Below are 15,197 nucleotides of genomic sequence, written 5' to 3'. Positions count from 1 at the left end.
TTACTTCCCTTCACTGCTGGCACGTTTCTTCGCTGGCAGGAACCCTTCCAGTACGATCATCACAGCCCCTATACAGATAAAGGAGTCCGCCAGGTTAAAGGTCGGGTAATGCCAATTACCGATATAGAAGTCGATAAAATCGACGACAAAACCATGCCATAGACGATCAAACAGGTTACCGAGCGCACCACCAATAATAAACGCATAGGCGATATTGTTGAGCTTCTGCTGGGCACTGCTGCGATACATCATCACCAGCAGGACCACCACGATAGCAATGGCGACACCCGCAAAGAACCAGCGCTGCCAACCACCATGGTCCGCAAGGAAACTGAATGCGGCACCGTAATTACGCGCATAATACAAGTTGAATGACGGGAACAATGGCTGGAGTTGGCCCAGCTCAAAATTATTCAAAATCCACAGCTTACTGGCTAAATCCAACGCCAGTACCACCACCACCAACCATAGCCAGCGCAAGCCGGTCGAACTTATCGGTCTACTCATTAGGTCATTGCTCTCAGCCATATACCCTTCATCCTTCAAGCTGCTTGGGTGTTGGCGGCGATTACTCGTCTCATCCATGAGACTCGCCCCTCACGGGGTTGCCGCCTACAAGCAACTAGAATTATTCTGGGTATCGTTAGTTCTCAGGCATAGTGCCGTTTTTCGCCATCACCAGCGACGTTAGTCACACAGCGGCCACAAATATCCGCGTGTTCTGCGGCCTGGCCAATATCCGTGGTGTAATGCCAGCAACGTGGGCATTTCTCACCCACTGCGGTACTGAAAGCGATTTTTAACCCTTTAAGCAATTCGCTCTGCTGTGCATCCGCCGGAGCTGACGCTAAAGGTGCCACATTGGCGGATGAGGTCAGCAACACAAAGCGTAGCTCATCCTGCAGGCTGTTTAGGCAAGCAGCCAAGTCATTGTCTGCATACAGCGTCACCGCCGCCTCCAGTGAGCCACCAATGCGTTTGTCTGCACGCGCCTGTTCCAGCACTTTGTTCACTTCACCGCGTACCTTCAGCAGTTCAGCCCAAAATGCATCATTCATGCTCTCCCCTTCAGCCAAACCAAACAGGCCACTGTACCACTCTTCAGTGAAGACATACGGCGCACGTTTGCCTGGCAGGAAGCCCCAGATTTCATCTGCGGTAAACGACATGATCGGTGCCATCCAACGCACCAGCGCTTCAGCAATATGGAACAGGGCGGTCTGGCAACTGCGACGAGCCACACTGTTGCTCTTCGCGGTATATTGACGGTCTTTGATGATATCCAGATAAAAAGAGCCCATCTCCACCGAGCAGAACTGCATCAGCCGCTGTACCACTTCATGGAAATCGTAGTTGGCATAGGCCTGCTCGATATCCTGCTGCGCCGCTAATGCGCGACCCACTGCCCAACGATCCAAGACCACCATTTCATCGGCGGCAACACAATCGGTCGCAGGATCAAAGCCGTTAAGGTTTGCCAGCAAGAAACGCGCTGTATTGCGAATACGGCGGTAAGAGTCCGCTGCACGTTTGAGGATTTCGTCAGAAACTGCGATCTCGCCAGTGTAATCCGTCGATGCCACCCACAAACGTAAAATATCCCCCCCCAGTTTGTTCATCACATCCTGCGGGCTAATGGTGTTACCGATAGACTTGGACATTTTGCGGCCCTGACCATCGACAGTAAAACCATGGGTCAACACTTCTTTATAAGGTGCCTTGCCTTTCATGGCGGTGGAAATCATCAGCGATGACATAAACCAACCGCGATGCTGATCCGACCCTTCTAAATACATATCAGCGCCATGGCCGTTGAACTCAGGGCGAACATCCACCACTGAAGCATGGGTTGAACCAGAGTCAAACCATACGTCCAAAGTATCCGGCACTTTGACATAATCTGCGGCTTCCGCACCGAGGATCTCGGCAGCATCCAGATCCCACCAGGCCTGAATTCCCTCTTGCTCAACACGCTTGGCAACCTGTTCCATCAGCTCAACACTACGTGGGTGAAGCTGCTCCGTCTCTTTATGGACAAACAGAGACATTGGCACACCCCAGGTGCGCTGACGCGAGATACACCAATCGGGACGATTAGCCACCATCATTTCGATACGTGCCTGGCCCCAATCGGGGATCCACTGCACGCCTTTGATCTCTTCCAGTGACTGTTTACGCAATCCATGCTGATCCATGCTGATAAACCATTGTGGCGTGGCACGGAAAATAACCGGCGTTTTGTGGCGCCAGCAGCAGGGATAGCTGTGCTGCAGTTTTTCAACATGCAACAGCGCACCTTTTTCGCGTAACAGCTCCACCACCAGATCATTGGCCTTAAACACAAATTTGCCATCCAGTGAGGGGTAAGTCCCCGTCAGATAGCAACCATTCGGCCCAACCGGATTAGCCACTTCCAAGCCATATTTCTGGCCAATCACAAAGTCATCCGGGCCATGGCCAGGTGCGGTATGGACTGCACCGGTACCCGCATCCAGCGTGACGTGATCCCCCAGAACCGCCGGCACATCAAAGCCCATAAACGGATGGGTGAAACGCATTAACTCTAGCTCACTACCTTGGCAAGCGCCAAGCACCGCCCACTGGGTAATGCCCGCACGCCGCATCACACTTTCCACCAGATCCGCCGCCAGGATCAGGCATTGACCATCAACTTGTACCAATTGATAGGCAAATTCCGGGTTCAGCGAAATCGCACGGTTGGCAGGCAAGGTCCATGGTGTGGTGGTCCAGATCACCAAAGAAACTGGGCCATCAACCTGTGTTACGCCAAACTTGGCGGCAACCGCAGCGGCATCAACCGCCTGGAAAGTGACATCAATAGAAGGTGAAGTTTTGTCGTAATATTCAACTTCTGCCTCTGCCAGGGAAGAACCACAATCGGTACACCAGTGAACCGGTTTGGCCCCCTTGAGCAAATGACCATTGCTGATGATTTTAGCCAGGGCACGGATAATGTTGGCTTCGGTTTTAAAGTCCATGGTCAGGTAAGGATGATCCCAGTCACCCAATACCCCCAAGCGAATAAAATCTTGCTTCTGCCCCTCAACCTGTTCGGCTGCATACTCGCGGCATTTCTGACGGAACTCCGCAGGGGTCAGTTTCTCACCGGGTTTGCCATAAAGTTGTTCAACTTTCAATTCAATGGGCAGACCGTGGCAGTCCCAACCGGGAATATAAGGCGAATCAAAGCCCGCCATCCCTTTGGATTTAATAATAATATCTTTGAGGATTTTATTTACCGAGTGACCAATATGAATACTGCCATTCGCATACGGTGGGCCGTCATGCAGAATAAAGGTCTTTTTCCCCTTTTTAGCAGCACGAATAATCCCGTACAGATCCTGTTCATACCAACGGTTAAGCATGCCAGGCTCGCGCTTGGCGAGATCGCCGCGCATCGGGAACCCTGTTTCCGGCAAGTTCAGGGTATTCTTGTAGTCACTCATTAGATTCTCGGTTCCGTTTTCGATTGGTAAGATTAAGCCGGTGTCTGTAGCCCAAAAAACTTCCGGGCAGTCACCACATCATTGGCGATTTGCTGCTTAAGTTCATCAAGCGAAGCAAAACGCTGTTCATTGCGCAATTTTGCGCGCAGCACCACATCCAGATGGCGGCCATACAGATCCATAGTCACATCCAGTAAATGCACTTCCAGTTGCTGACGGACGCCAGCAACGGTAGGCCGAGTGCCGATATTGGCCACCCCGGGCAAAGGTTGTAGTGCCAGGCCATAAACATCGACCGCATAGACCCCTTTGACCGGTGCAACCAGGCGTTTAAGTGGCAGGTTGGCCGTTGGGAAACCAATGGTTCTCCCCAATTGGTCACCATGTACTACACGCCCTGAAATACGATAAGGGTGCCCCAGCAGGGTCTCCGCCAGCAGCAAATCATCATCACGCAGGGCATTGCGAATCGCCGTACTGCTGATACGCTGATCCCCTTCACGAAAAGTGGACGCACTCACCACTTCAAAGCCATATTTCTCCCCCGCTTGCTGCAACAGTTGATAATCCCCTTGGCGACCCGCCCCAAAGCGGAAATCATCGCCCACCATCAGGAATTTCACTCCCAACTTTTCCACCAGCAGTTCAGTCACAAACGCCTTTGAAGGGTGAGCGGCAAAACGGGGATCAAACTTGACGCACAACAAGAAATCCACCCCGGCCTCAGCCAAATATTTGGCCTTGTCACGCAAGCGCGTCAGGCGGGCCGGTGCTTTATCTGCAGCAAACAATTCCAACGGTTGCGGTTCAAAAATCATTACCACCACCGGTAGCCCGAGGCGGTGTCCTACCTGTTTCAGCTGTGCCAACAACGCCTTGTGACCGCGATGTACGCCGTCAAAGTTGCCGATGGTGAGCACACAACCATGATGGTGTGCCCGGATATTATGGATGCCACGAATTAGCTGCATAGCTGGCTCAAAACAGTGGAAATCGGCGGATTATACCTTGTACAACGGTTAAGGTTAACCGGCGATTGTTCCCTTTGATGTATATAGTCATACCATACCGAAGGAAAAGCGCCTTCACCACCGTTTCAATTCCTCAAATTACCGCCAGATGACGGTTTTATCCCGATGTTCCTTCAAATTATCGTCAAAAAATAGCTCAATCAGACGCTATTGTTGGTATGATACCCAGTCGCTTCTCCACCAGGCGGAGCAGGATACAAATCATATGGCGATTTTTATCGCGAAACACTGTATTCCCATAGCCGAAACTGGTAAGATCCTGCGCCATCACAACGTAGCAAGTGCCGCCCGTACAAACGGCGCTTATTTGCACAAATCCATTGACAAACGAAGGCTAAAAGGGCATATTCCTCGGCCTTTGAATTGTCCTCAATAGCATATATTTGGGAGTTGGACCTTGGCTAATATCAAATCAGCTAAGAAACGCGCCGTACAGTCTGAGAAACGCCGCAAGCATAACGCTAGCCGTCGCTCAATGGTGCGTACCTTCATTAAGAAGGTGTACGCCGCTATCGCAACTGGCGACAAAGCAGCAGCACAAAACGCATTTAATGAAATGCAACCTATTGTGGATCGCCAGGCAGGTAAAGGCCTGATCCACAAAAATAAAGCAGCACGTCATAAGTCGAGCTTGATTGCACAGATTAACGCAATGCAGTAAGTCTTACGTTTTCTGCTTGATAAAAAAACCGGCTTTGGCCGGTTTTTTTACATTTGAGATCCAGCCAGTATCGGCTTAAAAGGTAAACAGGGCTGAAAAATCCTTGTTACATACCCGTCGTACTGCCGGATGTTGGATCATCCGCTCAGCAAAAATAATGTAATACTCTTCTTGCACGCTATCGATGCGCCCAATCTCCATCACATTATCATCCTTGTAGGTGTCCAATGCATACAGTGTCGGAGCAACGAAAATCGCATTGTGATACAACCCGAAAGCCTTCATCAACGCAGCATCATCAAACTCCCCCAGAATCTGAACCTGAATCCCCTGAGTATTAAACCAATTAAGCAGTTTGCGCCCCAGCATCGAACGCTTTCCCGGGATCAGTAATCGTCGCTGCTCCAGGCAGGCTGGGAACGGTAAATCAGGCACCGGTGGACGACAGAAGAAGCTGATGCCACACTCACCCAATTTCAGCGAGAACAACCCTTCCTGTTGACTGGAGTCGACAGGACAATCCGACAGAATCATATCCAATTTGTGCTGGCTCAACTGTTCCAGCAGCATCTCATGGGTTGATTCGAAACAGCGCAGATGGATCTGCTCATTATCAACCACCGCGGCTTCCAATACCTGGCTGACCAGCCTCTTGGAGAGCGCATCCGCCACACCAACGTCAAACAACAGGTTGGATTCCTTGCGGTAATTAACGATATCCAGCATTTCCTGGCTCAGCATAAACATCTTATCCGCATAGCGGAAGACCAGTTGGCCGAGTTCAGAGGGCACCACGCCACGCCCTTGGCGCTTGAACAGTTTTCCATCAAGGCGCTCTTCCAAGGCTTTGATCTGACCAGTAATGGTTTGCGGCGTAAGGAACAGCGCCTGTGCCGCACCCACCACTGATCCCTCCTTGCAAACCTGCCAGAAGTAATAGAGATGGTTAAAGTTGATATGTGACATTTTCACTCGCTGTTCTCCTTAAATTCCCTATCAGCACAAAGCTCCACCTTGATGAGCGACAAACTCCATTGCTTTCTTCCCTATTCATGCTTATTGCAGGCGGGCATATCACCCACCTGCAATAAGATTATACCCTTCATCCTTCACGTTGCTTGGGTCCTGGCTGTCGTTACTCGCCTCATCCGTGAGGCTCGCCCCTATCGGGGCCGCTGCAAGCAAATCGAATGTTTTTGGGTATCACTTATTGGCGCTTCGGTAATGTCTGACGCAAAAGGACATAACCAATCACCGCCGCACTGGTTGAACCTAATAATATGCCCAGTTTGGAATAGGTAATCAGTTCCGGCGCCGCCTCAGCAAAGGCCAATGAGGCAATGAAGATCGACATGGTAAATCCGATACCACAAAGCATGGCGACAGCAAATACCTGTTTAAAATTAATGTCTTCTGGCAATTTGGCAATGCCGAGTTTCACCGCCAGCCAACTGAGGGTAAAAATCCCCAGTGGTTTACCAATCAATAACCCTGCGGCAATCCCCATTGGCAACAGTGACGTCAAACCACTCAGCGAAACCCCTTGTAATGGTACCCCCGCATTGGCGAACGCAAACAAAGGCAAAATAAGGAAAGCTACCCAAGGATGCAACTCATGCTCCAGGGTTTCCGAAGGAGAAGGCTCATGCTTGGCTTGCAGCGGTATCATAAAGCCGACGATGACCCCTGCCAGCGTCGCATGTACACCGGATTTAAGAATAGCCACCCACAGCACCAGGCCAACTATCATATACATCGAGGTTTTGCCTACCCCACGCCAGTTCATAATCGCCAGCACGGCTATCGCAGCAGCAGCGACTGCCAATGCCATCAGCGACACCTTATAGGTATAGAACAGGGCAATAATGATGATGACACCCAAATCATCAATAATCGCCAAGGCCAACAAGAATACCTTCAAACTGGTGGGTACCCGCTTCCCCAGCAGGGCCATCACCCCTAGCGCAAACGCGATATCAGTCGCCGCAGGGATTGCCCATCCTTGACGGGTGACTTCATCTGCACCATTAAAAAATAGATAGATCAATGCCGGAGCCAGCATACCGCCCAAGGCAGCAATTGCTGGAAAAACAGCTTGGTCACGACCGGCTAACGAGCCTTGCATTAATTCGCGTTTAACTTCCAAACCGACCACGAGGAAAAAGATGGCCATTAACCCATCGTTGATCCATAGCAGTAATGGCTTGGCAATCTCCAACGAAGCGATTTTGACCATTACTGGCAAGCTGAGGAAACTTTGATAAAGCCCTTGTAAGGAGGTATTTGCCATAATCAACGCCACTACGGCAGCGATGATCAGAATAATTCCCCCTGCTGCCTCTTGGCGCAAGAATTGACGGATAATATTGGTCACTGTGAGTCACTCCAGATAATCACCAGGCGCTATCGTCCTGCGTGTCAGACAATGCATAGAGTATAGGCGAGGAATAACTTCGAAAAAATCAGTTTATAAGCACAATATAATTCGTAAAAACCGAGCATTCAGTGATGTATGCCACAGTTTTATTCTGGGAATTAACAAAGATAGTAATAAAAAGCCCCAGTATTTTAACCGGGGCTCTATTCAATAGTGATTAACGCGTCAGATCGTCAAAAAACTTTTTCACACCATCGAAAAAGCTTTTCGAGCGAGGGCTGTTTTTATCGCCAGCCGGACCACCCAAGCTCTCTTCCAGCTCTTTTAACAACTGTTTCTGCTTGTCGTTCAAGTGGACTGGTGTTTCCACCACTACGCGGCATAGCAGGTCTCCCTGGCTACCACCCCGTACCGATTTCACGCCTTTGCCACGCATACGGAACAGTTTACCAGTTTGAGTTTCCCCCGGTACTTTCAACTTAACACGGCCATCCAAGGTAGGGACTTCAATCTCACCACCCAACGCGGCCATGGCAAAGTTAATCGGTACTTCACAATACAGGTTATTACCTTCACGCTCGAAAATCGGGTGCGCTTTCACCTGAACCTGAACATACAAGTCACCCGCTGGTGCACCATGTTCACCGGCTTCGCCCTCGCCTGCCAGACGGATACGATCACCCGTATCAACGCCAGCCGGGATCTTCACCGACAAGGTCTTGGATTTTTCTACGCGACCATGGCCGTGACACTTGTTGCACGGATCTTTGATGATCTGACCGCGCCCATGACAATGGGGACAAGCCTGCTGCACGCTGAAAAAACCTTGGCGCATCTGTACCTGGCCTTGACCATGGCAGGTCGGGCAGGTAATGGGTGAACTGCCTGGCTTAGCACCGCTACCGTGGCAGACATCACACTCTTCCAACGTAGGAATGCGGATCTCTTTGGTCACACCACGCACCGCTTCTTCGAGAGTCAGATCCATGTTGTAGCGTAAATCGGAACCACGGCTGGCACGCTGGCGGCGTCCGCCACCAAAAATATCACCAAATACATCACCAAAAATATCGCTGAAATCAGCCCCGCCGCCAAAACCGCCGCCGCCCATGCCACCTTGCTCAAAAGCGGCATGACCGTATTGATCATAGGCTGCACGCTTTTGATCATCGATCAGGATCTCGTAGGCTTCTTTGACTTCTTTAAATCTGACTTCAGCATCAGCATCCTGATTACGGTCAGGGTGATACTTCATCGCCAGACGCTTATACGCCTTTTTGATTTCACGCTCATCTGCCGTTTTGGTGACGCCGAGCACCTCGTAATAATCTTTCTTTGCCATTGGTTGTCTAACCCTTAACATGCGTGCACGGGCGCAGAGTTACCTCGACGCCCGTGCTGGTTTCCGGTTATGGTCGATGACCTCACCGTGCCCGCTTAAGGGCAATTACTTTTTGTCTTTAACTTCTTCAAACTCAGCGTCAACAACATCGTCTTCTTTCTTTGCCGCGTTGTCTGCACCGGCATCAGCACCCTGTGCTTGTGCCTGCGCCTGTGCCATTTCCAACAGTTTGCCGGAAACCTGCACCAAAGCCTGAGTTTTCGCTTCAATTTCAGGTTTATCTTCGCTCTTCACAGCCGCTTCCAGATCTTTCAGCGCTGCTTCAATCGCTGTTTTATCTTCTGCTGGCAGTTTATCGCCTGCTTCTTCAATTTGCTTACGGGTACCGTGGATCAAGTGATCCGCCTGGTTACGCGTTTGTACCAGCTCTTCGAACTTACGGTCAGCTTCGGCGTTCACTTCTGCATCACGCACCATTTTCTGGATTTCTTCTTCATTCAGACCAGAAGAAGCCTTAATGGTGATCTTCTGCTCACGACCGGTGTTCTTGTCTTTAGCAGAAACATGCAGAATACCATCCGCATCAATGTCGAAAGTCACTTCGATCTGGGCCATACCACGCGGTGCAGCCTGGATACCATCCAGATTAAACTGGCCCAGTGATTTGTTATCGCTGGCACGCTTACGTTCCCCTTGCAGGACATGGATAGTCACCGCAGCCTGATTATCTTCAGCTGTTGAGAACACCTGACTATGCTTGGTCGGGATAGTGGTGTTTTTGGTGATCAGCGGGGTCATCACACTGCCCATGGTCTCGATACCCAGTGATAGCGGAGTCACGTCCAACAACAGAACGTCTTTCACATCACCTGCCAACACACCACCCTGTACTGCGGCACCCACAGCAACCGCTTCGTCCGGGTTAACATCTTTACGTGGTTCTTTACCGAAGAAGTCAGAGACGGTCTTCTGGACCAGAGGCATACGGGTCTGCCCACCCACCAGGATCACGTCATTGATATCAGAAACTGACAATCCTGCATCTTTCAGCGCCACTTTCAACGGCTCGATAGAACGTGCAACCAAGTCTTCTACCAATGACTCGAGTTTGGCACGAGTCACTTTGATGTTCATGTGTTTTGGACCGCTGGCATCTGCAGTAATATATGGCAGGTTCACATCGGTCTGCTGAGCGGAAGAGAGCTCAATCTTCGCTTTTTCTGCTGCTTCTTTCAGACGTTGCATCGCCAGCGGATCATTACGCAAATCCATACCTTGGTCTTTCTTGAACTCTTCAACCAGATAGTTGATCAAGCGGCTATCGAAATCTTCACCACCCAAGTGAGTATCACCGTTGGTTGCCAGCACTTCGAAGGTTTTTTCACCGTCAACTTCATCGATCTCGATAATTGAGATATCGAAAGTACCACCACCCAAGTCATAAACCGCAATGGTGCGGTTACCGACTTCTTTATCCAAACCATAAGCCAATGCTGCGGCAGTCGGCTCGTTAATAATACGTTTCACTTCCAGACCAGCAATACGCCCGGCATCTTTGGTTGCCTGACGCTGAGCATCGTTAAAGTAAGCAGGAACCGTAATTACCGCTTCAGTCACTGGCTCACCCAAATAATCTTCTGCTGTTTTCTTCATTTTTTTCAGTACTTCTGCAGAGATTTGTGGTGGAGCCATTTTCTGGCCTTTAACTTCCAACCAAGCATCGCCATTGTCTGCGGCGACAATGCTGTAAGGCATGATAGCTTTATCACGCTGTGCTTCGTCATCCTGGAAGCGACGGCCAATCAGGCGTTTGATCGCAAACAGGGTGTTTTGTGGGTTAGTCACAGCCTGACGCTTAGCAGGCTGGCCAACCAGAATTTCACCATCCTGGGTATAGGCGATAATTGACGGTGTGGTGCGGTCGCCTTCGGCGTTCTCTAGTACACGCGCCTTGCCACCATCCATAATTGCTACACAAGAGTTGGTTGTACCCAGGTCAATACCAATGATTTTACCCATCTAAACATCTCCACTAATAAATTCATAATTGGTCAGGTTGCTAACCTATATGCGGGCAATCTTTTACTTTTCAACTGTCCGATCTCGCCATTTACCCGCGGTCAGCAATTGCGGTTGTCAATAAGATGGGGCCGACCACTTCAGCATCAAGGGCCAACGTAAAAAAAATTTCGTTTTTATCCCTTTCCGATCATTGTTTCCTGTTGCCAGGATCACTATGATCCCGCGCGGTCTGATAAAGTCAGCTGTGCTTATTGACTCTTCAGAACAATGATTAATTTATCTATCACCTGTTATCACAGAGAACATATGCAAACCAATACGTTGGCAAATCCTGGTCCTTTGGGGCTGATGGGCTTCGGAATGACGACTGTCTTACTGAACCTGCACAATGCGGGCTTTTTTCCGCTAACTTCCGTCATTATCAGTATGGGAATTTTCTTCGGTGGCATGGCTCAGATTTTTGCTGGCATTCTTGAGTTCAAGAAAGGCAATACCTTCGGTTTAACCGCTTTCACCTCTTACGGCTGCTTCTGGCTGAGCCTGGTGGGTATTCTGTTATTGCCACGAATGAATCTTGCCGATCCCACTGATGCCAGCGTGCTGGGCACCTATCTGGCACTGTGGGGCATATTCACACTGTTTATGTTCTTCGCTACGCTCAACACCAACCGCGCTTTACAGTTCGTGTTTGCCAGCCTGACCTTGTTGTTTGCACTGCTGGCTATCGGTAACATCACCGGTAACCAAGGGCTGCTCACCTTCGCCGGTTATGAGGGGATCATCTGCGGTGCCAGTGCCATTTATCTGGCAATGGCAGAAGTCATCAATGAGCGCCTGGGCCGTACTGTATTACCCATTGGCGCAATAAAAGCTTAATCGTTATCAAAGATAAAAAAGCCCAGCAACCTAATGACTGGGCTTTTCTTTTTCTAGCATCAAATCAATCTAACAACGGCTTTTCACCATTGAGATCTCGGTGCAAATAAACCCCGAGCAGCAGACCAATGGCTGCTAACACCAGCACATAATAAGCTGGTGCTAATGGCGTTAACTGCATGATCAAGGTGACGAATATCGGGGTCAAACCGCCAAAGATGGCGTATGCCACATTGTATGAGAATGAAATCCCACTAAATCGCACTTCTGCCGGGAAGGACCGCACCATGATGTAAGGCACCACACCGACAGCGCCCACGCTAAACCCGGCCAACGCATAAGTGGCAAACAACCATTCCGGGTGTGTTGCTACTGACTGGTAAAAGAACCAAGTGGATCCCGCCAATAACAGGCTCCAGACGATCAGCGTCTTGCTGGCGCCAAAACGGTCTGCCGCACAACCGCTGAGGATACAACCGATAAACAACATGACAATCGCCACGCTGTTGGCTTGCAGTGACAATGCCGGTGCAATGCTGAACTGTTTCTGTAGATAAGTAGGGGTCATCAGGATCACCACCACAATACCGGCAGAGAGCAACCAGGTAAGCAGCATCGAAACCACGATGGCTTTTTTGTGATTAACCACCACAGACTTGAGTGGTAACTCTTCTGCCAACGCCTTGCGCGCCTGCATCTCAAGAAAGATAGGGGTTTCCTGCAACCAACGGCGCAAATACATGGCAAACAGACCGAAGAATCCGCCGAGGAAGAATGGAATACGCCAGCCGCCATCATGAATGGCTTGCTGGCTAAGAGTGGTATTGATGACGGTAGCCACCAGCGAACCCAGTAAAATACCGGCGGTCAGTCCTGCGGTCAGTGTGCCACAGGCAAAACCTACGCGATTACGCGGCACGTGTTCCGCGACAAATACCCAAGCACCCGGGACTTCTCCACCAATGGCGGCACCTTGCAAGACACGCATTAACAGCAACAGCAACGGGGCAGCAATACCAATACTGGCATAGGTCGGTAAAAAACCCATCGCCAGCGTGGGTAAGGCCATCAGTAATATACTGAGGGTGAACATTTTTTTTCGCCCGACCAGGTCACCAAAGTGCGCCATGACGATTCCGCCCAGCGGCCGAGCCAGATAGCCTGCGGCGAAGATGCCAAAGGTTTGAACTTGACGCAACCACTCCGGTATATCGGCAGGGAAGAATAAGTCCCCCATGACTGCGGCGAAGAAAACAAAGATGATAAAATCATAAAACTCCAACGCGCCCCCTAAGGCCGCTAAGGTCAGAGTCTTATAATCTTGCCGGTTTAATCGGCGATTATTATCGTGATGCATAAAATACCGTCAGATAGAGTAGGAAAAAACCTGGTGATTTGCTGTAAAAAGATCCTTACTATAACGGAAATTTATTTCCACATCACACCACCCAACATATCGTATTAAATATAGGTAAAATTTAGTTATTTATATTGATAATTGCACTTTTAGGGCGGAATGACGCTACGACAGTCTGATGAGTTTCGACATAAGGGCCATCAAGTAGTTGAATACAGTAAGGTACACTGGCAAATATACCGTGCACCTGTACTTTTCCTTGCTCATCTTTCACCCCTTCCAGGGTTTCTTTGATCGATTTAGGTTGCCCTGGCAAATTAATGATCAATGCTTGCTTGCGGATCACACCAACCTGACGTGAAAGAATCGCCGTTGGCACGTAGTGCAAGCTAATCTGGCGCATTTGCTCACCAAAGCCAGGCATCACACGGTCAGCTATCGCCAATGTGGCGTCAGGGGTAACATCACGCCGGGCTGGCCCCGTACCACCGGTGGTCAGCACCAAATGACAGCCAGCGTCATCCACTAACTCGCACAAAGTGCGCTCAATCACCCCTTGCTCATCCGGGATCACTCTGGTTTCCAAAGTGAACGGGGTGATTAACGCGCTACTCAGCCAAGCTTCCAAGGCTGGGATCCCTTGGTCTTGATAAACCCCTGCAGAAGCCCGATCAGAAATAGAAACCAAGCCAATATGTAATGTGTTCATGTGCACCTCTTTTTTTGCTGATTGACTTCGGCGGATTGACGCCCCACTCAACCTTCACTTGACGAGAAAAACCAATCAAGTCAATGGCTGGCAGAAGTATAGGGTGTTTGCCTCTCGAATAGATAGCAGGAATAAAAAAGGCGACCTAAGCCACCTTTTTATTTTTATATCAACAGATTACAGCAAATCGGCAATCATTTTTTCCAACTTGCCTTGGTCTACGGCAAACTTACGGATGCCATCAGTCAGTTTATCAACCGCCATCGGATCCAGGTTATGTTGCCAGTAAAACTCAGGTTCAGTCATTGGCGCTGGGCGCGCTTTGACTTCCCCCGTAAAGGCGAGCTTACGCTCCAGCGCCCCTTCACTCTCGGCCAGTTCTTTGAGCAACGCAGGCGCAATGGTCAAACGATCACACCCTGCCAATTCGATGATTTCACCCACGTTACGGAAGCTCGCCCCCATAACCACGGTTTTGTAACCGTGCTGCTTGTAATATTGATAGATTTCGCTGACGGAAATCACACCCGGGTCTTCATGAGGTAAAAACTCTTTTTTATCGCCATTGGCTTTGTACCAGTCAAGGATACGGCCAACGAAAGGCGAGATCAGATAGACTCCGGCCTCCGCACAGGCACGGGCCTGGGCGAAAGAAAATAGTAACGTCAAGTTGCAGTTGATGCCTTCTTTTTCAAGACGTTCGGCAGCACGAATACCCTGCCAGGTAGAAGCCAGTTTGATCAGAATGCGTTCATTGCCAACACCCGCTTCATTATAAAGTTTGATCAGCCGCTTGGCCTTGGCAACACTGGCTTCCGTATCATAAGAGAGACGTGCATCCACTTCCGTGGAGATACGCCCAGGGATCAGCTTGAGAATCTCCAGGCCAATGTTGACCGCCAGTTTGTCAGCAGCATCGGCAATTTGTTGCTGATGGTCACCGCTCTGCTCACGCGCCCAGGCAATGGCATTGTCAATCAATGGGCGATATTCAGGAATTTGAGCCGCGTTGAGGATCAGCGAGGGGTTAGTGGTGGCATCTTGCGGTTGATATAGCTTCATTGCCGCAATATCACCGGTATCCGCAACCACAGTAGTCAATTGGCGTAGGGAGGTTAATTTATCGGTCATGTTAGTATTATCTCATCGTTTGTGCATAAACTTTTAGCATTGTTCAGCCATGCTTTGCCCCGATGATAACATGCGGCATCTTCGGTGCAAGGAGGGAATATGATGGCGACGGGTCCACGGTTTTATACCCAGGTTTAAGCAAGATACCGTGAGGGTCAGCGCGCCGAATCGGTCCGGTCCCTGTTACCGATAAGCAACATAAGAGGCATCAATGATGACTTTTT

The 15,197-nt window shown here is 49.9% G+C and carries 12 protein-coding genes; 2 read left to right on the top strand and 10 right to left on the bottom strand.

The window, feature by feature from the left end; translation table 11 throughout:
• The 3 genes from lspA to ribF all read right to left on the bottom strand — a co-directional run bounded on the left by lspA (position 1) and on the right by ribF (position 4,438).
• Positions 1–507: a signal peptidase II gene (gene lspA / locus IO95_RS17820; RefSeq protein WP_037386435.1), complete on the bottom strand. Its 507-nt coding sequence runs from the start codon at positions 505–507 to the stop codon at positions 1–3.
• A gap of 143 nt (positions 508–650) precedes the next feature.
• Entirely contained in the window at positions 651–3,467 is a 2,817-nt protein-coding gene (gene ileS / locus IO95_RS17815) for an isoleucine--tRNA ligase (protein WP_023489413.1), read from the bottom strand.
• Between the two features lie 32 nt (positions 3,468–3,499).
• Positions 3,500–4,438, bottom strand: coding sequence for a bifunctional riboflavin kinase/FAD synthetase (gene ribF / locus IO95_RS17810; RefSeq protein WP_023489414.1), 939 nt, complete (start codon positions 4,436–4,438; stop codon positions 3,500–3,502).
• Positions 4,439–4,895: 457 nt separating this feature from the next.
• Between ribF and rpsT the strand changes: the two genes are divergently transcribed.
• A complete protein-coding gene (gene rpsT / locus IO95_RS17805) occupies positions 4,896–5,159 on the top strand; it encodes a 30S ribosomal protein S20 (RefSeq protein WP_023489415.1) in 264 nt (87 codons plus the stop codon).
• A 75-nt stretch (positions 5,160–5,234) separates the two neighbouring features.
• On the opposite strand, the gene nhaR is transcribed toward rpsT, so the two are convergent.
• The 4 genes from nhaR to dnaK all read right to left on the bottom strand — a co-directional run bounded on the left by nhaR (position 5,235) and on the right by dnaK (position 10,897).
• Complete coding sequence (gene nhaR, locus IO95_RS17800; protein WP_037386400.1) at positions 5,235–6,131, bottom strand: transcriptional activator NhaR; 897 nt, start codon at positions 6,129–6,131, stop codon at positions 5,235–5,237.
• A gap of 235 nt (positions 6,132–6,366) precedes the next feature.
• Entirely contained in the window at positions 6,367–7,533 is a 1,167-nt protein-coding gene (nhaA, locus tag IO95_RS17795; RefSeq protein ID WP_023492391.1) for a Na+/H+ antiporter NhaA, read from the bottom strand.
• Between the two features lie 220 nt (positions 7,534–7,753).
• Positions 7,754–8,878 carry a molecular chaperone DnaJ gene (gene dnaJ / locus IO95_RS17790; RefSeq protein ID WP_023489758.1) on the bottom strand — a complete coding sequence of 375 codons (1,125 nt, stop codon included), beginning with the start codon at positions 8,876–8,878 and terminating at the stop codon, positions 7,754–7,756.
• A gap of 105 nt (positions 8,879–8,983) precedes the next feature.
• The gene (gene dnaK, locus IO95_RS17785) at positions 8,984–10,897 is read right to left on the bottom strand and encodes a molecular chaperone DnaK (RefSeq protein ID WP_023489759.1); all 1,914 of its coding nucleotides are present in this window, start codon (positions 10,895–10,897) and stop codon (positions 8,984–8,986) included.
• Positions 10,898–11,206: 309 nt separating this feature from the next.
• On the opposite strand from dnaK, the gene satP reads away from it, so the two are divergent.
• Complete coding sequence (gene satP / locus IO95_RS17780) at positions 11,207–11,776, top strand: acetate uptake transporter (protein ID WP_023489760.1); 570 nt, start codon at positions 11,207–11,209, stop codon at positions 11,774–11,776.
• Positions 11,777–11,840: 64 nt separating this feature from the next.
• Here satP and IO95_RS17775 read toward each other — a convergent pair whose 3' ends face one another.
• The 3 genes from IO95_RS17775 to tal all read right to left on the bottom strand — a co-directional run bounded on the left by IO95_RS17775 (position 11,841) and on the right by tal (position 14,973).
• Positions 11,841–13,133: an MFS transporter gene (locus IO95_RS17775; protein WP_023489761.1), complete on the bottom strand. Its 1,293-nt coding sequence runs from the start codon at positions 13,131–13,133 to the stop codon at positions 11,841–11,843.
• A gap of 121 nt (positions 13,134–13,254) precedes the next feature.
• Positions 13,255–13,842, bottom strand: a complete 588-nt coding sequence (mog, locus tag IO95_RS17770) for a molybdopterin adenylyltransferase (RefSeq protein ID WP_023489762.1) — start codon at positions 13,840–13,842, stop codon at positions 13,255–13,257.
• 177 nt (positions 13,843–14,019) lie between these two features.
• On the bottom strand, positions 14,020–14,973 hold the full coding sequence (tal, locus tag IO95_RS17765; protein ID WP_023489763.1) for a transaldolase: 954 nt from the start codon (positions 14,971–14,973) through the stop codon (positions 14,020–14,022).
• Between the last annotated feature and the right edge of the window lie 224 nt (positions 14,974–15,197).

Source organism: Serratia sp. DD3, from assembly GCF_000496755.2.
The sequence above is the reverse complement of the archived record's forward strand: the minus strand, read 5'-3'. Positions and strand labels throughout refer to the sequence as shown.

What these genes read in the sequence shown, in the direction of transcription:
- lspA (WP_037386435.1), bottom strand. Translation starts at nt 507, where the DNA reads ATGAGTAGACCGATAAGTTCGACCGGCTTGCGCTGGCTATGGTTGGTG.
- ileS (WP_023489413.1), bottom strand. Translation starts at nt 3,467, where the DNA reads ATGAGTGACTACAAGAATACCCTGAACTTGCCGGAAACAGGGTTCCCG.
- ribF (WP_023489414.1), bottom strand. Translation starts at nt 4,438, where the DNA reads ATGCAGCTAATTCGTGGCATCCATAATATCCGGGCACACCATCATGGT.
- dnaJ (WP_023489758.1), bottom strand. Translation starts at nt 8,878, where the DNA reads ATGGCAAAGAAAGATTATTACGAGGTGCTCGGCGTCACCAAAACGGCA.
- dnaK (WP_023489759.1), bottom strand. Translation starts at nt 10,897, where the DNA reads ATGGGTAAAATCATTGGTATTGACCTGGGTACAACCAACTCTTGTGTA.
- satP (WP_023489760.1), top strand. Translation starts at nt 11,207, where the DNA reads ATGCAAACCAATACGTTGGCAAATCCTGGTCCTTTGGGGCTGATGGGC.
- IO95_RS17775 (WP_023489761.1), bottom strand. Translation starts at nt 13,133, where the DNA reads ATGCATCACGATAATAATCGCCGATTAAACCGGCAAGATTATAAGACT.
- mog (WP_023489762.1), bottom strand. Translation starts at nt 13,842, where the DNA reads ATGAACACATTACATATTGGCTTGGTTTCTATTTCTGATCGGGCTTCT.
- tal (WP_023489763.1), bottom strand. Translation starts at nt 14,973, where the DNA reads ATGACCGATAAATTAACCTCCCTACGCCAATTGACTACTGTGGTTGCG.